The organism is Ruegeria sp. P8, from assembly GCF_056534665.1.
On record NZ_JBQERC010000019.1, the window covers coordinates 1 to 18,891 of the forward strand.

Consider the following 18,891-nt stretch of genomic DNA (forward strand, 5'->3'; position numbering starts at 1 on the left):
AACAGGGAAACCTCGACCAACTCATGCAGAAAAACGGACCCTTCAAAAACCTCTTCGACCAACAGTTCAATAAACACAAACAAAAAGTCGCTCAGTAATGAGAGGTTACAAGAACTGAGCGCAAAGCTCTTTTCAGGCCAAAAATCTCCTGATTGCCACGTACCGCTGAACAGAGGGCTTCCACGCTTCACGTAATATGCGCATGTTTGACGCGCATATCGTGTGATGGTAAAATGGCGCAGTTCAGAGGGTAGTCAAATGAATGCTCCATCTCGCAAACCGACAAATCTATCACTGGATGGCGATATGCTGTCCGAGGCGCGGGATCTGAAGATCAACCTGTCCCGCGCAGCCGAAGACGGCATTCGGGCCGCAGTCGCCAGCGCAAAAGCTGAACGCTGGAAAGCCGAAAACAAGGCCGCACTTGAGAGTTCCAACGCGTATGTCGAGCGTAATGGCTTACCGCTGGACACCTACCGACAGTTCTGATGCCAAAATACGACGTGTTCCCCAACCCGTCAGGTGACGGGTATCTTCTGGACATCCAGAGCGATCTGCTGAGCGGGTTGAACACACGCGTCGTCGTGCCACTCCTTCCCGAAGCGACGGCACCGATCCCAGCCACCCGGCTCAATCCCGTCTTTGTTATCCAGGGCAAATCGTTTGTAATGGCAACCCAATTCATGGCTGCCGTTCCGGTGGGCATTCTAAAATCGCCGGTCGACAACCTTGATGATCACTTTGCGCAGATCACCGCCGGCATCGACATGCTAATGCAGGGATTCTGACAAGCTTCTGGCTCTTGGAGAACCAAGAGCCAGGAACAAGTATGACAATGAAAATCAGTCGTACAGAACAGCCGCGATCTTTGGATCGTCGATGTTGGATGCGTCGTAGTAGTAAAACCCGGTATCAATCAGGGCAGGAACTTCTTCGCCCTTCATCGCGGCCACAGCAGCCTTGACGGTTTCATACCCGATGCCCACGGGATTCTGAGTGATTGCACCCGCCATCAGCCCGCTTTTGATCGCATCTTTCTGGGCCTTGCCGCTGTCATACCCGATGATGACCAGCCCCTCGGTCCCCAGTTCCTGCACCCCATTCACCACTCCGATGGCCGAGCCTTCGTTGGTGCCGAAGATGCCATTCAGATCGGGGTTCGCCGTCAGGATCGCTTTGGTCACCTCGGTCGATTTCAGGTGGTCACCCTGACCGTATTGAACCGTGACAACTTCGATATCCGGGTATTTTTCGGCAATGCGACTGACGAAGCCGTCGCGCCGGTCGATGCCTGTGCGGCTGGTCTGGTCATGTGCAACAACGGCCACTTTGCCTTTGCCGCCGATCATCTCGGCCATCTTGTCCGCAGCCAGCGCAGCCGCGGCCTGATTGTCTGTTGTTGCTGTAGAAACCGGAATGTCGCTGTCAACGCCACTGTCAAAGGCAATGATCGGAATGCCCTTTTCATCAGCCTGCTTCAGCAGTGGAATGGCGGCCTGGCTGTCCAGAGCGGCAAAACCGATGGCCTTGGGGTTATTGGCCAAGGCCGCCGCCAGCATGTCGATCTGACGATCCACCATGGTTTCGTTGTCCGGGCCTTCAAAGGTGATCGTGACACCGTATTCCTCCGCGGCCTGTTCCGCACCGGACTTTACCGCCTGCCAGAACTGGTGCTGAAACCCTTTGGACACCAGCGGAATATATATGTCTTCCGCTGATGACATAGTTGCAGGTATCGAAAGGCTGGCCGCACTCAGGGCCCCCAAAATGAAACGACGTGTTAGCATGTCTTCTCCTCCAGTTGGTCTTCGTTTCTGATTTTTGTGACTGTTCAACCTGTCTTCCTGCGCCGCGCCATATCGGCGTAAACGGCCAGAATGATGATCGCGCCGGTGACAACGGTCTGCCATTCCTGCGCGACGGACAGCACTCGCAAACCATTGGTCAGAACTGCCATGATCAGGGCACCGATCAGGGTTCCAAGGATTGTACCACGCCCACCGGACAGGGACGTGCCCCCGATCACGACGGCAGCGATGGCTTCCAGCTCGTAGCCAAGCCCCAGCGCGGGCTGCGCCGAATTCAGTCGCGACGCGATCAGAATTCCACCGATACCGCAGATCCCACCTGCCAGAGCGTAAATACGCATCTTCCAAAGATCGGTATTCACCCCCGATAGGCGCACCGCCTCTTCGTTTGATCCCAGCGCAAAGGTGTATCTGCCCAGAACCGTGCGCCCCAGAATGTACGAAGCTGCAATGGCAACAAGGAAAAGGATCAGCACGCCATTGGGGATCGGTAATGCGGGAAAAACCTTTCCGATCAGCGACCCGCGCGAAATCTGGTCAAAGCCCGGCGTGTCGTTGAAGTAGATGGGCCGCGTGCCGGAAATCACCAGCGACAACCCTTTTAGGATCAGCATCATACCCAGCGTGGCAATGAAGGGCGGGATTTTCATCTTGGCGACAAAGGTGCCCGAGCACAGCCCGCAGAACGCACCCGCCGCAATCGCTGCCGTAACCCCCAACAACAGTGGCATTCCGAGATAGGTCAGCACGACACCGGCGATAACGGCACAGAATGTCATCAGAGTTCCCACGGACAGGTCGATCCCGCCAGTTATGATGACCAATGTTGCAGCAACCGCCAGCACCCCATTGACCGATGTCGCCTGCAAGATGGCGATCATGTTTGAAGTTTGCATGAAGTTCGGCGACGCGATTGAAAACCCGATCAGCAAGGCAATCAAGCTGGCGAAGGCCAGCAGCTTTTGGTAGGCGCCGCTTTCCGAGAGCCCCGCCAGTGGGCTTTTCTTTTCGATTTCCGTTGCTGAGGTCATTACGCTGTTCCTGTTATCTGCATCGCCGCCGCCCGCTGCGTCGCCAGATGCATGATGTCTTCCTGAGTGGTGGCTTTGCCGCCCGGCAAAATGCCGGTCAGTCGGCCTTCGCACATCACGGCAATGCGATGGCTTAGGCGCATGATCTCGGGCAGTTCCGACGAAATCACGATGATCGTCTTGCCCTGCCCGGCCAGTTCTTCCAGCAGCTTGTAGATTTCAGATTTTGCGCCCACGTCGATACCGCGCGTGGGCTCATCGAAAATCAGGATATCGCAATCCCGCAGCAGCCATTTGGCAATGACAACTTTCTGCTGATTGCCGCCGGACAGCAGGCGTACCTCCTGCGTGTCCGAAGGCGTGCGAATGCCCAGCTGCGTGATGTAACCCTTGGCCGTCGTGCTGATTTCACCATCGTTCAGAACACCGACACGTCCGGTGAACATATCCATCGAAGCCAAGGCAACATTGTCACGAACGCTCATCCCTGTGGCGAGGCCGAAATGCTTGCGATCCTCGGAAAGATAGCCGATGCCCGCCTTGACGGCATCGGATGGTGTCCTGATCGAGACCACCTGCCCATGCACCCGGATTTCTCCGCTATCTTTGGGATCAGCCCCGAAGATTGCCCGCGCAACTTCGGTACGTCCGGCCCCCATCAGCCCGGCAAAGCCCAGGATCTCACCCTTCAGGACCGAAAAGCTGACATCGCGGATTTCGTGACCCCGACACAGCCCGGTCACTTCCAGCGAAACCTCGGCATCGCTCAGATCGGGGGGGACCAGCGGCTCTTCCTTGACTTCGCGACCTACCATCATCGCGATAATCTGGCTGATCGGCGTTGCTGCCGCGTCAACGGTGCCAACGTATTCTCCGTCGCGCATCACCGTAACCCGGTCAGCAATCTGCTTCAGCTCATCCATTTTGTGGCTGATATAGACAATGCCCACGCCTTCGGCCTTCAGGCGGCGGATGATCACGAACAGCTCGGCAATTTCAGCATCGTTCAGGGCCGCGGTCGGTTCATCCATGATCAGAACCCTGGACCGGAAAGACAATGCCTTGGCGATCTCGACCATCTGTTGTTTCGCAATGGTCAGACTGCCGACCTGCGCCCTGGGGTCGAGGCTTAGGTTCATGGACGCAAAAATCTCGGCCGTCTGTGCATTCAACGCGACATCGTTCAGCCGCCCAAACCGTTTACGAGGTTCGCGGCCGATAAAGATATTCTGCGCCACCGTCAGATCATTCATCAGGCTCAGTTCCTGATGAATGATGCCGATACCCAAGGCCTGCGCCTCGCGTGGCGAGGTTGGGTTTGCATCACGCCCTTCGATTTGCAGTGTGCCGCCGTCGCGCTGATAGATCCCCGAGAGGATTTTCATCAGCGTGCTTTTTCCCGCACCATTCTCGCCCATCAGCGCATGGACTTCACCCAGCATCAGATCGAACTGCACTGATTTCAGCGCATGGACTCCGGGAAAGTGTTTCTCGATCCCCGACATGTCGACCAGTTTTGTCATTTATCCTCCCAAACACCCCTCTCCCCAAGGGGTGGTGCCGCCTACATCACCGCGCCGATTTGCCAGGGCACAAATTCGACCCCACCAAAGCCAAGTTCTTCGCTTTTTGTTTGTTCACCCGATGCGACGCGGATCAGCATTTCGAACAGCTCTTCGCCTTTTGCCTCAATGCTCACGCCGTCTGTGACGATGTCCCCACAGTTCAGATCCATATCTTCCGACATCCGGGCATACATTTCGGAGTTGGTTGCAAGCTTGATGCAGGGTGTTGGCTGATATCCTGAAACCGAGCCCCGCCCGGTGGTGAACACGATCAGGTTCGCGCCTGACGCTACCTGCCCCGTGACCGAGCATGGATCAAAACCGGGGCTGTCCATGAAAACAAAGCCGGCCTTGTCGATTTTCTCGCCGAACTTGTAAACACCGCGCAAGGGCGCGGTGCCGCCCTTGGCGACGGCGCCAAGCGATTTCTCAAGAATGGTCGTCAACCCGCCGCGCTTGTTGCCCGGGCTTGGGTTGTTGTTCATCTCGCCGCCGTTGCGCTGTGTATACCCCTCCCACCAGCGAATGCGTTCGATCAGCTTTTCCCCGACCTCAACGGTCTCGGCCCGCCGGGTCAAAAGGTGTTCCGCGCCATAGATTTCCGAGGTTTCGGACAGGATCGTCGTACCGCCATGCCGCACCAACAGATCCGACGCATAACCCAAAGCAGGATTGGCGGTGATCCCGGAATACCCATCCGACCCGCCGCATTGCATTCCGACCGTTATCGCACTGATCGGCGCATGTTTGCGTTCGGCCTTGTTCGCGAGGTCGGCAATCCCGCGCAGCTCGTTCAATCCACGTTCAATGGTACGGCGTGTGCCGCCCTCACTCTGAATGGTCATGTAACGCAGCACGCCATCAGGACGGATCGGACGACCGCCAACCAGATCGGCCACCTGCATCACCTCGCAGCCCAAACCGATCAACAGGATACCGGCGAAATTCGGGTGCTGGGCATATCCCGCCAGCGTTCGAAACAACGTGGCGTAGCCTTCATCTTTGCCCGACATGCCGCATCCAGTGCCATGAACGATCGGGACGATACCGTCCACATTCGGGTACGCGTCCAATAAGCCCCGTTTCTCGGCGGCTTCGGCGATGAACCGCGCCACGGAGCCAGAGCAATTCACCGTTGTCAAAATGCCGATGTAGTTGCGCGTGCCGACCTTGCCATCGGCGCGGTGGAAGCCCTGGAAGATACGGTCGCCTGAAATCTCGGGCAGCGGCGCGTTCGCGCTTGCATATGCGTAGTCCTGCTGATGCGCCCCCATACCCAGATTATGGACATGAACATGCTCGCCCGCGGCGATATCCGCTTTGGCCTGACCTATGATCTGTCCATAGCGGATCACATTTTCACCCGCCGCAATCGGGGCGGTGGCGATCTTGTGCCCGCGTGCGATGTCCGTGGGAAGCCGTATCGATATCCCATCCGGTTGCGCGTCGGCTTTCAGGTCGCGCAACGCGATGATCACGTTGTCATCCGGGTTCAGCCGGATTGTGTCACGGGCCGGGCCTCCCGGGGTTTTGATCTCTGAAACTGGGTGCATGGAATCCCCGCTTGTTCGCCACAGAGCTACGGGGATAATCTGCTATTGTCAACTAACATGTTAGTATGATAGTTCAGATTCATGAACCACCCATATGACATTGACGCCACCCGCCTGCCCGACATTTCAACATTTGAGGGATCGCTTGCGCAGCGGGTTTACCAATCCATCAAACAGGCGATCCTGGCACTGGATTTCCCTCCCGGTGCCAATCTGAGAAAGGCACCAATCTGCACGCGCCTGGGTGTATCCCGCGCACCTGTCGCGGACGCCATCACCAGGCTTGCCGCCGAAGGACTGGTGGATGTGGTGCCGCAATCGGGTACACGCGTGTCCTATTTCTCGATGGATGAAATACGCGAAGGCGCCTTTCTGCGAGAGGCCCTGGAGCTGGCAACTGTGGCCAAGGTTGCGCGTGACCTGACCGATGATCAGCGCAAAAAGCTGAGCCGCAACGTGCGCCTGCAAGAGCTGTTGATCGAAGATGACGACATTGCCGGGTTCTATCACGCGGATGAAGAATTCCACGCCCTGTTGATGGCGTTCACCGGGATGCTTCGCTTGCCGGATGTGGCGCAGACGGTGTCGCTACAGGTCAGCCGCGCGCGTATGTTGCTGTTGCCGACACCCGGCCGCATCGCGGAAACACTGGCCGAACACCGGGCGATATTCGATGCCATCTGCGCCCATGATGAACGTGCAGCACAAGACGCCATGCGCCATCACCTTGGGCAACTGATGCCTCGGATAGAACAGCTGCAACAGGAAAGACCGCAGCTGTTCAATTTACCCCCCCAAAACACCCGAGAGGCAGGATGACCGTTTCGCAAACCGCCCTTCTGAACAACAGGACGTCCCGGCCTGTACCGCTGACCCGCATGGGGTTTGGCGGCGCGCCATTGGGCAATCTTTATCGCAAGGTCTCGGATGCTGATGCGCAGGCTGCGTTGCAATCCGCTTTTGACGCAGGCATCCGGTTCTTCGACACCGCGCCGCAATACGGGTTGGGGCGGTCCGAGTATCGCTTTGGCGAAGCGATCAGGCGGTTTGGGCGTGAGAACATTCAGCTATCAACCAAAATCGGTCGTCTGCTGTTGGATTGCGAACCACATGAGGTGACACCCGAAGCGTTTGTGGACGTTCCGCAGAAACGCATTGTGTTCGACTATACCTATGACGGCGTCATGCGGTCATATGAGGCAAGCCGGGACCGGACAGGTGTTGCCAATGCGGACATTCTTCTGGTGCATGACGTCTGCGCTTTCAGTCAGGGCAGTCAGGAAATGTCAGACGCCAAAGTACGCGAGTTGTTCGATGGCGGCGGGTACAAGGCGCTGGTTGAACTGCGCGATGCAGGTGAGATCGCTGCGATTGGCGCCGGCGTGAATGAATGGCAGGTTTGCGAAAAACTGCTGGGTCTTGGCGATTTCGACGGGTTCCTGCTGGCAGGTCGGTATACGCTTTTGGAGCAGGAAGCTTTGGACAGTTTTCTGCCACTTTGCGAGAAACGCGATGTGGGCATCATTCTGGGCGGGCCGTATAACTCAGGTATCCTCGCCACCGGACCGGTGCCTGGGGCCAAGTATAACTATTCCGATGCGCCTGAGGATATTCTTGAACGGGTGCGCAGGATCGAAACTGTCTGTGCGGCCCATGACACACCGCTGATCGCAGCCGCGCTGCAATTTGTTCTGGGACACCCCGCCGTGAAAACGGTTGTTCCGGGCGCCGTCAATGCGGCCGAGGTTCAAGCCAATGTCGCCCTGCTGGAGCGGACTATCCCCGCCCAGCTTTGGTCAGACCTGCGTACCGAAGGCCTGATCCGGCCAGATGCCCCCTTGCCCAAGGAACCTGTCAATGCTGCGTAACCTCGACCCGCTGTTGTCTCCTGAGTTGCTGTACGCCTTGCGCGCCATGGGCCATGGCGATGACATCGTTATTGCGGACGCCAATTTCCCGGGCTCCAACCTTGGGCCTGACTGCATTCGTGCGGATGGTTCAACGGCAAGTGATCTGCTTGGCGCGGTGTTGTCTGTCATGCCGCTGGACACATTCGTACCCGACCCCGCGCTGACCATGCAGGTTGTCGGTGATCCCGAAGCCGTGCCCGAGGCCGTCGCAGATTTCCAAAAGATCATCGACGCGCAGGCTGACAACCCCGCGCAAATTCAGGGTCTGGACCGGTTCGACTTCTACCAACGCGCGGCATCCGCATTTGCCATCATTCAGACCGGCGAGCGCAGGCTGTACGGCAACATCATCCTGAAGAAAGGCGTGATTGCATGAAGATCGACGCCCATCAGCATTTTTGGGCGCTGGCACGTGGTGACTATGGGTGGCTGACACCGGATTTGGGCCAGATTTACCGGGACTTCGGGCCAGGTGATCTTGCGCCATTGTTGCAAGCACAGGGCATCGACGGGACAATTCTGGTTCAGGCAGCGTCGACCGTCGCCGAAACGAAGTACCTGTTGTCACTGGCGGACAAGACACCTTTTATCAAAGGTGTGGTTGGCTGGGTCGGTTTCGACGCCCCTGATGCGCGTGCACAAATCATCAGACTAGCCACTCATCCCGCTTTGGTTGGTCTGCGGCCAATGATTCAGGATATCGCTGATCCGAACTGGATGCTCGGCGCAGCCCTGAGACCTGCCTTTGAGGCCATCCAATCTAACGATCTGACTTTCGATGCCCTCACCCTGCCCCGGCACCTGGGGCCGCTGCGTCAACTTCTGACACAGCACCCGACCATGCGGGTTGTGATTGACCATGGCTCGAAACCTCTGATCCGGGACGGTGCATTTGACGGGTGGGCCGAAGACATGGCCGCCATCGCGCGGGACACCAACGCGTTCTGCAAACTGTCCGGTCTTGTCACCGAAGCTGCACCTGACTGGACGGTTCGGGACCTGTACCCCTATGTGGATCACCTACTGAACACGTTCGGACCATCGCGGTTGATCTGGGGCAGCGACTGGCCGGTCTGCACATTGGCCAGCAGCTATGAACGATGGATCGATGCAACCGATGAACTGCTAAACGCACTTTCCTCCAAAGACCGTTCGGCCATCCTTGGAGGGAATGCGGCAACGGCTTATCACATCAGGATTTGACCGTGCCGCACCGAACCCCAAACACGCACTGCTTTGCGCCCGCTGATCCTGCCCAATCTTTTCCCTGAGGCGCGACCAACAAGGCAGTTATCCCCAACACACCACCCGGCTTCGGGAAAATCATGAGGACCAGAATGACATCGCATCAGCCTTCTGACCGACTAAAAGGCAAAACCGCATTCATCAGCGCGGCTGGACAGGGCATCGGACGTGCCACGGCCGAACTGTTCGTAGCCGAAGGCGCGCATGTCTTTGCCAGCGACATCAACGAAACCACATTGGCCGAGCTTTCGGAAATCGACGGGATCTCTCCGATCCATCTCGACGTGACAGACGCGCATGCTGTGAAACGTGCCGTGGCTGAATTGCCACCGCTGGATATCCTGTTCAATTGCGCGGGTTACGTGGCAAACGGGACCATTCTTGAGTGCGAAGAGGACGACTGGGATTTCAGTTTCGATCTTAATGTGAAGGCCATGTATCGCCTGATCCGTCTGACCCTACCCGCGATGTTGAAAAACGGCGGGGGGTCGATCATCAATATGTCCTCGGTCGCCTCGTCGATGAAAGGTGTTCCGAACCGGTTTGTATATTGCGCGTCAAAGGCTGCCGTAATTGGCCTGACCAAGTCGATCGCCGCCGATTTTGTCACGCAGGGCATCCGGTGTAATGCCATCTGCCCCGGCACCGTCGACAGCCCCAGCCTGCACGAGCGTTTGAGGGCGACGGGCGACTACGAAAAGGCGATGGCGGATTTCATCGCCCGCCAGCCAATGGGGCGCATTGGGACTGCCGACGAGATTGCCGAACTGGCGCTCTACCTTGCGAGTGAAAGCAGCGCATTTACCACAGGTCAGCCCTTTGCCATTGATGGCGGATGGGCGATTTAAACTGAAAGGGATCACAATATGAAACTACTGCGGTTTGGCGCCTTGGGTGCAGAAAAGCCCGGGCTGCTGCACGACGATGGCACAATTCGCGACCTGTCAGGCGTCATCGACGATATTTCGGGCGACGTTCTCAGCGACGATGGATTGGCGCGACTGCGCGCGCTGGATGCACAGAACTTGCCGATCGTTGAAGGCAACACCCGTTTAGGGGCGTGTGTCGGCCAAGTGGGCAAGTTCATTTGCATCGGCCTGAACTATGCCGACCACGCGGCAGAAAGCGGTATGGAATTGCCGCAGGAACCTGTGATCTTTTTCAAGGCGACATCGGCCATTATCGGGCCGAACGACACGGTGGAAATCCCGCGCGGGTCCGTCAAGACCGACTGGGAGGTAGAGTTGGGCGTGGTGATCGGCAAGGAAACAAAATACATCTCCGAGGCCGAAGCGATGGATCACGTCGCTGGCTATTGCGTGGTCAATGACCTGTCGGAACGTGATTTTCAGCTTCACCGCTCGGGGCAGTGGGTCAAGGGCAAGTCGGCAGACACATTCGGCCCCATCGGTCCGTGGCTGGTGACGCGGGACGAGGTTGCAGACCCACAGAACCTGCCGATGTATCTTGAGGTCAACGGCCACCGTTATCAGGACGGCTCGACCCGGACGATGCATTTCGGGGTGGCAACTGTGATCTCACACCTGTCGCAATTCATGTCTTTACAGCCGGGCGATGTGATCTCGACCGGAACTCCGCCGGGTGTGGGCATGGGGCAAAACCCGCAAGTCTATCTGAAACCCGGCGACACGATGGAACTGGGCATCGAAGGCCTGGGTGTTCAAAAACAGAATGTGATCGCGGGATAATCGGGCACTACCAGATGTCAGCCCGAACACAATATCAGGCGAGGTTTCCCTCGCCTGATATTTTTTGACTTAGGCTACCAGATCGAACCGGTCGTTGTTCATGATCTTGGTCCAGGCCGCTACGAAGTCGCGCACGAACTTCTCGGCATTATCGTCCTGGGCATAGACCTCGGCGTAGCCACGCAGGATCGAGTTCGAGCCGAAGACCAGATCCGCGCTGGTTGCGGTGAACCTGACCTCACCCGAGGCACGATCACGCAGCTCATAGGTGCCGCCATCTACCGGATGCCAGCTAAGCGACATATCCGTCAGATTGACGAAGAAGTCGGTGGTCAACTGACCCACGCGATCCGTGAAGACCCCATGCGCCGATCCGCCGTGATTGGCACCCAGCACACGCAGGCCACCAACCAGAACCGTCATTTCCGCAGCGGTCAGACCCAGCAGTTGCGCGCGATCCAGCATCATCGCCTCGGGTGATACAGCGTATTCCTTCAGCTGCCAGTTTCTGAACCCGTCCGCCAGCGGCTCCAGCACCGAGAAGCTGTCGGCATCGGTCTGCTCATCCGTCGCATCGCCGCGACCGGCCGAAAACGGAACCGCCACGTCAAAGCCTGCGGCTTTGATCGACTGTTCTAGACCAACGTTGCCCGCCAGAACGATCACGTCGGCAATCGAGGCCCCGGTTTCCGCGGCAATAGGCTCCAGCACGCCCAGCACTTTTGCCAGACGCTCGGGCTCGTTCCCTGCCCAGTCTTTCTGTGGAGCCAGACGGATACGCGCACCGTTTGCGCCGCCGCGTTTGTCCGAGCCTCGGAAGGTACGGGCGCTGTCCCATGCGGTGGTGATCATCTCGACCGCGGTCAGACCGCTGTCGGCGATTTTTGCCTTGACGGCATCGACGTCATACGCGGTCGAACCCGCAGGGATCGGGTCCTGCCAGATCAGCTCTTCTGACGGGACGTTTGGGCCATAGTAATTGACGCGTGGCCCCATGTCGCGGTGGGTCAGCTTGAACCAAGCGCGGGCAAAGGTGTCAGCAAAGTAATCCGGGTCGGCCATGAACTTCTGACAGATCGCGTTGTAAATCGGATCGATCTTCATTGCCATGTCCGCATCGGTCATGACCGGCATACGCCGAACCGAAGGGTCGGTCGGGTCGACCGGCTTTTCATCTTCCGGCATGTCGATAGGCTGCCACTGTTGTGCACCCGCGGGCGATTTACCCAATTCCCACTCATAGCCGAACAGGTAATCGAAAAAGCCCATGTCGAATTTGGTCGGGTTTTTCGTCCACGCACCCTCGATACCAGACGTGAACGCGTTGGTTGCCTTGCCGTTTTGATCGGGGTTGTCCCATCCCAAACCCTGACCGGAAACCGGGCAGGCTTCGGGTTCGGCGCCGATATGATCGCCCGCCATCGCGCCATGCGCTTTGCCGACTGTGTGACCACCACAGGTCAACGCGGCGGTCTCTTCGTCATTCATTGCCATGCGGGCAAAGGTTTCACGGATGTGCAGCGCTGTTTTCGCCGGGTCCGGGTTACCGTTCACGCCTTCGGGGTTCACATAAATCAGGCCCATATGCACCGCACCCAGAGGGTTTTCCAGCGTGCCGGGGGTTTCCAGATCGCCATAACGGTTCTCGGACGGTGCCAGCCACTGATTTTCAGAACCCCAGTAGACGTCTTTTTCGGGGCCCCAGATATCTTCGCGACCAAAACCGAAACCAAAGGTCTTCAATCCCATGGATTCATAGGCCACCGTGCCCGACAGAACGATCAGATCGGCCCAAGACAGCGCGTTGCCGTATTTCTTTTTCACCGGCCAGAGCAGACGGCGCGCTTTATCAAGGCTGGCATTGTCCGGCCACGAGTTCAGCGGTGCAAAACGGATGTTGCCCGAACCTGCGCCGCCGCGACCATCCCCCAGGCGGTACGACCCGGCAGAGTGCCACGCCAGACGGATCATCAGGCCGCCATAGTGGCCCCAATCGGCTGGCCACCAGTCCTGACTGTCGGTCAGCAACGCTTCGACGTCAGCACGAACAGCATTGAAATCCAGCCCTTTGACCGCTTCGCGGTGGTTATAATCCGCGTCCATCGGGTTGGTGCGGGTGTCGTGCTGGCTCAGAATGTCCAGGTTCAGCGCATCCGGCCACCATTTGGTGACAGAGTTGCCTGTGCCCGTGTTCCCGCCATGCAAGACTGGGCAGCCGCCGGATTGATGATTGTGGGGATTACCGTCCATTGTAAATCTCCTGAGTATTTACTGAGGGGTTCAGATGTCTTGACTCGTACCCCACAGTTTCGATAATTGGAAATTTGTAATTACTATCATTACGATTAGTTTTTCCTATGAAGTTACTCACGCTTAAACACCTGCGCTATTTTGAAGCGCTTGCCACCCACCGCCATTTTGGCAAAGCCGCGGCGGCCAGCGCGATTTCGCAACCCGCGCTTTCCATACAAATCAAAGAGCTGGAGGCCATCATGGGTGGCCCCTTGGTCGAACGCGCAGCGCGCGAGACGCGCCTGACCGCGCTTGGCGAAGATGTCCTAAAACATGGCCGCGAAATCCTGACGCGGGTCGAGGATTTGGGGAATCTTGTGCAATCTTCCGCTGGTCCCTTGTCGGGTCGCATCAGAATCGGGGTCATCCCCACGGTCGCGCCTTACTTGCTGCCATCAATCATCAAGGCATTGTCGAAACGATTCCCCCAGCTGACGATCGAGCCCAAAGAGACCATCACCCAAACCCTGATCGGCGAAATATTGGACTCAAGACTGGATTTTGCCGTTGTCGCTTTGCCTGTCTCGGAACCCAGCCTTCGGGAATTTTCGTTGTTTAACGAAGACTTTCTGCTGGTTCGCCCGGCGCGGGACGCCGGGTTGCCAATGCCAAGTTCGTCACAGCTCAGAACGATGCGGCTGTTGTTGCTGGAAGAAGGGCATTGTTTCAGAGATCAGGCGCTTTCCTTCTGTTCGATCCGCAATATCGAACCGCAGCACATTATGGAGGGCAGTTCTCTGTCCACACTGGTACAGATGGTCGGGGCGGGCATCGGTGTGACGCTGATACCGGAAATGGCCGTGGGGCTGGAAACCCGGTCTGCCGACGTGTCCATCGCCCGCTTTCAGGACACCCCACCAACCCGAACCATCGGCCTGATCTGGCGAAAGACCAACCCGCTGGGCGAAAACCTTCTGAAAATCGGTGCAATTATTCGCAAAACCGCAGAAGAAAACGCGGGAGGCATGGGGTAAATGAAACCGGAACCAAACGCCTGATCACAACCCGCATTAATGCTATGCGCGGCAATTACCCGGAAAACACATCATAAGCCTTCAGCGCTTTGGCGCTGTAAGCATAAGACGGCCCGCCGCCCATATAGGTCGCCATCGCCAATGCCTCGCACATCTCGTCTCGGGTTGCACCCAGCCGGACAAGGGAACGCACGTGAAACCCTATGCAACTGTCGCAGCGGGTCGCAATGGCGATGCCAAGGGCCATGAATTCCTTGGTTTTCTCACTTAGTGCGCCATTGGTCTTGGCGGCCTTGCCCATGATGCCAAAGCCGCGCACGGTTTCGGGCACTTCCTTTGAAAAAGTTCCGATATTGGCCTCGGTCTCGGCCATGAAAGCTTTCCAGTCCATATCCATTCTCCTTATCCGCGCTCGTCCGCGCCCATGCGACGCTCCAGCCAGCGCACACCCGTACTGATGATCAGAACCAGGATCAGGTATTCAAAGATCAACAGGGTATAGATTTCCAACGGGCGGTATTCGGTAACCACCAGCTCATTCGCGCGGCGGGTCAGTTCCTGCATCCCGATGACGCTGGCGAATGCACTCATCTTGACGATGTAGATGAACTGGTTTGCCAAGGGCGGCAGAATGCGCCGGATTGCCTGCGGCAGAATCACATAACGCATGGTCTGCACATAGTTCAGCCCGATGGTCTGCGCCGCTTCGCTTTGACCGCGCGCAATGGATTGAATGCCTGCGCGGTAAATTTCCGCAGTGAAGGCGCTGTCGGAAATCGCCAGGGTGATGATTGCACCCCAGAACGGGTCAATTGGTACGTTCATGCCCATCGACTTGAACACGATGGGCAAGCCGTAAAAGACCCAAAACAGCATCGGCAGCAAGGGAATGGCCCGAATGAATTCAACGTAAACACGGTTGACCAGCCGCCAGCCACGTTTTTCGGACAATCCCGGCAGGGCCACCAGCAATCCGATGACGATCGACAGCACGGCGGCGATCAGTGAAATCTGAATCGTTGAACCCATCCCCGAGATCAGGAATTTCACATTGATCCACCCCGATGCTGTAGTCGGGTCGATCACATACCAGCCCCAGGTCTGGGATGAAGAACAGCCTGCCAGCAGCAAAGGTACGACTAGTAGAAGTTTTTTCATCTGCCCCTCTCAGTGCTGCAGAATCTGAGACAGGAATTTGCGACAGCGGTCTGACTGAGGGTTGGTAAAGAAATGCTCCGGCTTGCCTTCTTCGACAATCTCACCGGCATCCATGAAGACCATCTTGTCGGCAACTTTGCGGGCAAATCCCATTTCGTGGGTCACAACCACCATGGTCATGCCCTCATTTGCCAGTTCAACCATAACTTCCAACACTTCCGAGATCATCTCGGGGTCCAGAGCCGACGTGGGTTCATCGAACAACAGCGCGCGCGGTTCCATGCACAAGGATCGTGCAATCGCTACGCGTTGCTGCTGGCCACCAGACAACTGCATGGGCTTTTTGTCCGCCTGATCGGGGATATGTACCCGATCCAGATAATGGCGCGCTTTTTCCTCCGCGTCCTTCCGGCTCAGGCCGCGCGCTTTGATCGGACCCAAAGTCAGGTTTTCCAAAACGGTCAAATGCGGAAACAGATTGAATTGCTGGAACACCATTCCGACATCGGACCGTATGGTTGCCGTTGACTTTGCGTCATCCGTCAGGTCAACCCCATCTAACCGAATGATACCTTTTTGGTGTTTTTCCAACCGGTTGATACATCGAACGACGGTGGATTTGCCTGACCCTGAAGGCCCGCAAATCACCACCTTTTCGCCGCTGCTGACCGTCAGGTTAATGTCCTTGAGAACATGAAACGTGTCATACCACTTATTCACGCCCACAAGCTCGATTGCGGCGCCTGGCATATGCTGAACTGCCCCCGTTTTTGCCCCATTGTAATATTTTCTTGAGGTTATCTTTCCCTTTGGACTGAAATCAATGAGGATTGCAATCACAAGGTCGTAACGCCACCAACGGGAGATACCTATGAGCGTTTTTTGGAAAGCCGCGGCGGTCGCCGTGTTGGGGCTTGTATTGTCCGGTTCCGCACAGGCGCAATCTGCGCTGAACGAGGTGCTGGATTCCGGCGTTCTCAAGGTTGGTACCACAGGTGACTGGAACCCGATGACACTGCGCGACCCGGCAACCAACAGTTACAAAGGGTACGACATCGACATCATGAAAGCATTGGCCGCCGATCTTGGAGTTGAGGTCGAATTTGTCCCCACCGACTGGAAAACACTGGTGAATGGTGTGGTCGCGGGCAAGTACCACCTGACCGGGTCGGCATCGATTTCGCCACCGCGCATGAAAGTTGCGGGTTTTTCCGACAGCTATATCTCGGTGGAGCTCTTCCCCTACACCACCAAGGACAAGGTCGACAAATTCGACGGGTATGACTCGATCAATCAACCCGGCGTGAAGGTCGCGACGACTTTGGGTACCACGTTTGAAAAACGGGTCCATGAATGGTTCCCGAACGCCGAGATCAAGGTGGTCGAGGCCCCTGCCCGCGGGTATCAGGAAGTAATCGCTGGTCGTGCTGATGTATTCATAACGTCGAACATCGAGGGTTCGACCCTTGAGGAGAAGTTTCCAGTTATACGCGTGAAAAACGCCGGCCCTCGATCACCTTCGCCGATCGCGATGATCCTGCCACAAGGCGATCAGATCTGGATCAACTATGTGAACAACTGGATCGAGGTTAAAAAAGCAGAAGGCTTTTTTGAAGCAAACCGCGAGAAATGGGGGCTCTGACGCCTTCAAGGACGTGCGGATTTCCTGACGCCCGGTCCTTTGGCCCGGGCGTTTTCGTTGGCCATCTGGTTCTTCAGAAAAGAGGATGCAGACACGCGACCTGATGGATTTCGTCATCCAGCTCAGGCAATGTTTGCCTGCACTGATCAGTCGCAAGCCAGCATCGTTGCGCAAAAGCGCATCCTTTAGGGATATTCATCGGTGACGGCAATTCGCCTTCCAGCTTGATCCGCTCTTTCCGGGCATCCGGGTCGGCACGAGGCGTCGTGGAGAGCAACGCCTTGGAGTACGGATGTCGGGGTGCCGCGAACAGCTGCTCTTTCGGGCCTTTTTCAACCGCGCGCCCCAGATACATGACAATCACGTCGTCGGCGAAATGCCGGACAACCGACAAGTCATGTGAAATGAACAGGTAGGCTAGGTTCAGCCGTTCCTGAAGATCGACCAGCAAGTTCAGGATCTGCGATTGAATCGACACATCCAGCGCCGAGACAGGTTCATCCAGAACCAGCACCTTGGGGTCCAGCATAAGCGCCCTTGCAATAGCGATCCGCTGGCGTTGCCCACCCGAGAACATATGCGGATAGCGGTCATAATGTTCGGGGCGCAGGCCTACCATCTCGATCATCTTGCGTGCCTGCGTTTCACGGTCGGCGGCCGTCATCTGTGGCCGGTTGATGATCAGCGGTTCTTGCAGGATCTGGCCGATGCGCTGACGCGGATTCAACGAGCTATATGGGTCTTGAAAGACGATCTGCACCGTCTCTCGCATCTTGCTCCATTGCGAAGGGGTAATGTCGACCCCGTTGATCGTCAGGCTGCCCGAGGTTGGTTCTTCGATCATTGTGATCAGTCTGGCCAGCGTAGACTTGCCACAGCCTGACTCTCCGACAATGGCCAGTGTTTTTCCCGGTTGCAGGTCGAAATCCACCCCCGACAGTGCCTTTACGGTTGCGGGCTTGGACAGCAACCCGCCTTTGACCGTGTAAAACCGGGTCAGGGCGTTGGCCTGAACGATAGGTGTGGTCATACCAGCTCTCCGGCGGCAATCTTTTCAACATGGTGACAGCGCGCCTTGCCAAATGCCTCGGCATGAGGGGTCGGCGGGGTCTGGGCGCAGGTCGCATCGGCAAAGCGGCACCGTGGACTGAATAGGCAACCTTTTGGCCTGTCGAATTGCCCCGGAACAACACCTGGAATCGTCGGCAGATTCTTGGACGTCGCCCGTTCCGGCAAAGCACTTAACAGAGCCGTGGTATAGGGATGACGCGGGGTTCGGAACAAATCTCTGACAGGCTGTTCTTCAACCTTTTGCCCGGCATATTGCACCTGAACCCGCTCGGCGGTTTCCGCAACGACGCCCATGTCATGGGTGATCAGAACAAGGCCCATGTCATGCTCATCACGCAACCGGATCAGCAGATCCAGAATCTGCGCCTGAATGGTCACGTCCAGTGCCGTGGTCGGTTCATCCGCGATCAGCAGCTTGGGCTTGCAGGCAATGGCCATCGCGATCACAACCCGTTGGTTCATACCCCCTGACATCTGATGCGGAAAAGTATTCAGGCGGCTTTCAGGCGCGGGAATGCCAACCTGATCGAACAATTCGACCGCACGCTCGTGACGCTCTTTTCGGTTCAGGCCAAGGTGGATGCGCAATGCCTCTTTGATCTGGAACCCGACAGTAAAACAGGGGTTCAGCGAAGACATCGGCTCCTGAAAGATCATCGCCATGTCCTTGCCTATGATCTTGCGCCGTTCACGGGCCGAGATACCGGACAGGTCGCGGCCTTCAAAGCTCATCTCATCGGCGGTGATCTTGGCGGTCCAGGGCAGCAAGCCCATCAGTGCCAGCATCGACACAGACTTGCCCGAACCGCTTTCGCCAACGATGGCCAGCAATTCTCCTTTGTCGACCGACAGATCGACACCGTCCACGGCGCGGAAACTGCCCGAAGATGTGGCGAACTCGACAGTCAGATTACGGATCTGCAAAAGGCTCAT

The 18,891-nt window shown here is 57.0% G+C and carries 21 protein-coding genes; 10 read left to right on the forward strand and 11 right to left on the reverse strand.

The window, feature by feature from the left end; all coding sequences use genetic code 11:
* A partial coding sequence (locus ACR0BZ_RS17085) for a hypothetical protein (RefSeq protein ID WP_480920828.1) occupies nt 1–191 on the reverse strand: 191 nt, incomplete at its 3' end.
* 67 nt (nt 192–258) lie between these two features.
* On the opposite strand from ACR0BZ_RS17085, the gene ACR0BZ_RS17090 reads away from it, so the two are divergent.
* Together ACR0BZ_RS17090 and ACR0BZ_RS17095 are read left to right on the forward strand one after the other, a co-directional pair.
* Nucleotides 259–489 carry a type II toxin-antitoxin system CcdA family antitoxin gene (locus tag ACR0BZ_RS17090; RefSeq protein WP_209599023.1) on the forward strand — a complete coding sequence of 77 codons (231 nt, stop codon included), beginning with the start codon at nt 259–261 and terminating at the stop codon, nt 487–489.
* Entirely contained in the window at nt 489–788 is a 300-nt protein-coding gene (locus tag ACR0BZ_RS17095) for a CcdB family protein (RefSeq protein ID WP_480920829.1), read from the forward strand. Before ACR0BZ_RS17090 ends, ACR0BZ_RS17095 begins: the two co-directional genes overlap by 1 nt.
* 54 nt (nt 789–842) lie before the next feature.
* On the opposite strand, the gene ACR0BZ_RS17100 is transcribed toward ACR0BZ_RS17095, so the two are convergent.
* Genes ACR0BZ_RS17100 through ACR0BZ_RS17115 form a run of 4 tightly spaced genes read right to left on the reverse strand, consistent with a single transcriptional unit; the run spans nt 843 to nt 5,957 of the window.
* On the reverse strand, nt 843–1,787 hold the full coding sequence (locus tag ACR0BZ_RS17100) for a substrate-binding domain-containing protein (RefSeq protein ID WP_480920830.1): 945 nt from the start codon (nt 1,785–1,787) through the stop codon (nt 843–845).
* A 44-nt stretch (nt 1,788–1,831) separates the two neighbouring features.
* On the reverse strand, nt 1,832–2,839 hold the full coding sequence (locus ACR0BZ_RS17105; protein ID WP_480484663.1) for an ABC transporter permease: 1,008 nt from the start codon (nt 2,837–2,839) through the stop codon (nt 1,832–1,834).
* On the reverse strand, nt 2,839–4,362 hold the full coding sequence (locus ACR0BZ_RS17110) for a sugar ABC transporter ATP-binding protein (RefSeq protein ID WP_480920831.1): 1,524 nt from the start codon (nt 4,360–4,362) through the stop codon (nt 2,839–2,841). The genes ACR0BZ_RS17105 and ACR0BZ_RS17110 overlap by 1 nt, the downstream gene beginning before the upstream one ends.
* Before the next feature lie 41 nt (nt 4,363–4,403).
* Nucleotides 4,404–5,957, reverse strand: a complete 1,554-nt coding sequence (locus ACR0BZ_RS17115) for a UxaA family hydrolase (RefSeq protein WP_480920832.1) — start codon at nt 5,955–5,957, stop codon at nt 4,404–4,406.
* An 81-nt stretch (nt 5,958–6,038) separates the two neighbouring features.
* Here ACR0BZ_RS17115 and ACR0BZ_RS17120 point away from each other — a divergent pair, with 81 nt between their 5' ends.
* From ACR0BZ_RS17120 to ACR0BZ_RS17145, 6 genes are all read left to right on the forward strand, one after another.
* Nucleotides 6,039–6,776 carry a GntR family transcriptional regulator gene (locus tag ACR0BZ_RS17120; protein ID WP_480484660.1) on the forward strand — a complete coding sequence of 246 codons (738 nt, stop codon included), beginning with the start codon at nt 6,039–6,041 and terminating at the stop codon, nt 6,774–6,776.
* On the forward strand, nt 6,773–7,825 hold the full coding sequence (locus ACR0BZ_RS17125) for an aldo/keto reductase (protein ID WP_480488850.1): 1,053 nt from the start codon (nt 6,773–6,775) through the stop codon (nt 7,823–7,825). Before ACR0BZ_RS17120 ends, ACR0BZ_RS17125 begins: the two co-directional genes overlap by 4 nt.
* Complete coding sequence (locus ACR0BZ_RS17130) at nt 7,815–8,243, forward strand: RbsD/FucU family protein (protein ID WP_480488848.1); 429 nt, start codon at nt 7,815–7,817, stop codon at nt 8,241–8,243. Before ACR0BZ_RS17125 ends, ACR0BZ_RS17130 begins: the two co-directional genes overlap by 11 nt.
* Nucleotides 8,240–9,070, forward strand: coding sequence for an amidohydrolase family protein (locus ACR0BZ_RS17135; RefSeq protein ID WP_480920833.1), 831 nt, complete (start codon nt 8,240–8,242; stop codon nt 9,068–9,070). Before ACR0BZ_RS17130 ends, ACR0BZ_RS17135 begins: the two co-directional genes overlap by 4 nt.
* 134 nt (nt 9,071–9,204) lie before the next feature.
* On the forward strand, nt 9,205–9,960 hold the full coding sequence (locus ACR0BZ_RS17140) for an SDR family oxidoreductase (protein WP_480920834.1): 756 nt from the start codon (nt 9,205–9,207) through the stop codon (nt 9,958–9,960).
* 18 nt (nt 9,961–9,978) lie between these two features.
* Nucleotides 9,979–10,821: a fumarylacetoacetate hydrolase family protein gene (locus ACR0BZ_RS17145; RefSeq protein WP_480920835.1), complete on the forward strand. Its 843-nt coding sequence runs from the start codon at nt 9,979–9,981 to the stop codon at nt 10,819–10,821.
* Nucleotides 10,822–10,890: 69 nt separating this feature from the next.
* Here ACR0BZ_RS17145 and katG read toward each other — a convergent pair whose 3' ends face one another.
* On the reverse strand, nt 10,891–13,071 hold the full coding sequence (gene katG, locus ACR0BZ_RS17150) for a catalase/peroxidase HPI (protein WP_480920836.1): 2,181 nt from the start codon (nt 13,069–13,071) through the stop codon (nt 10,891–10,893).
* Nucleotides 13,072–13,178: 107 nt separating this feature from the next.
* Between katG and ACR0BZ_RS17155 the strand changes: the two genes are divergently transcribed.
* A complete protein-coding gene (locus ACR0BZ_RS17155; RefSeq protein ID WP_480920837.1) occupies nt 13,179–14,087 on the forward strand; it encodes a hydrogen peroxide-inducible genes activator in 909 nt (302 codons plus the stop codon).
* 55 nt (nt 14,088–14,142) lie between these two features.
* On the opposite strand, the gene ACR0BZ_RS17160 is transcribed toward ACR0BZ_RS17155, so the two are convergent.
* Genes ACR0BZ_RS17160 through ACR0BZ_RS17170 form a run of 3 tightly spaced genes read right to left on the reverse strand, consistent with a single transcriptional unit; the run spans nt 14,143 to nt 15,995 of the window.
* A complete protein-coding gene (locus tag ACR0BZ_RS17160) occupies nt 14,143–14,478 on the reverse strand; it encodes a carboxymuconolactone decarboxylase family protein (RefSeq protein ID WP_209599036.1) in 336 nt (111 codons plus the stop codon).
* A gap of 11 nt (nt 14,479–14,489) precedes the next feature.
* Nucleotides 14,490–15,245 carry an amino acid ABC transporter permease gene (locus ACR0BZ_RS17165; protein ID WP_480833311.1) on the reverse strand — a complete coding sequence of 252 codons (756 nt, stop codon included), beginning with the start codon at nt 15,243–15,245 and terminating at the stop codon, nt 14,490–14,492.
* Between the two features lie 9 nt (nt 15,246–15,254).
* On the reverse strand, nt 15,255–15,995 hold the full coding sequence (locus ACR0BZ_RS17170; RefSeq protein WP_480920838.1) for an amino acid ABC transporter ATP-binding protein: 741 nt from the start codon (nt 15,993–15,995) through the stop codon (nt 15,255–15,257).
* Nucleotides 15,996–16,116: 121 nt separating this feature from the next.
* Here ACR0BZ_RS17170 and ACR0BZ_RS17175 point away from each other — a divergent pair, with 121 nt between their 5' ends.
* Nucleotides 16,117–16,887 carry a transporter substrate-binding domain-containing protein gene (locus ACR0BZ_RS17175; protein WP_480920839.1) on the forward strand — a complete coding sequence of 257 codons (771 nt, stop codon included), beginning with the start codon at nt 16,117–16,119 and terminating at the stop codon, nt 16,885–16,887.
* A gap of 73 nt (nt 16,888–16,960) precedes the next feature.
* Here ACR0BZ_RS17175 and ACR0BZ_RS17180 read toward each other — a convergent pair whose 3' ends face one another.
* The gene (locus ACR0BZ_RS17180) at nt 16,961–17,917 is read right to left on the reverse strand and encodes a dipeptide ABC transporter ATP-binding protein (RefSeq protein ID WP_480920840.1); all 957 of its coding nucleotides are present in this window, start codon (nt 17,915–17,917) and stop codon (nt 16,961–16,963) included.
* Nucleotides 17,914–18,891, reverse strand: coding sequence for an ABC transporter ATP-binding protein (locus ACR0BZ_RS17185; protein WP_480920841.1), 978 nt, complete (start codon nt 18,889–18,891; stop codon nt 17,914–17,916). Before ACR0BZ_RS17185 ends, ACR0BZ_RS17180 begins: the two co-directional genes overlap by 4 nt.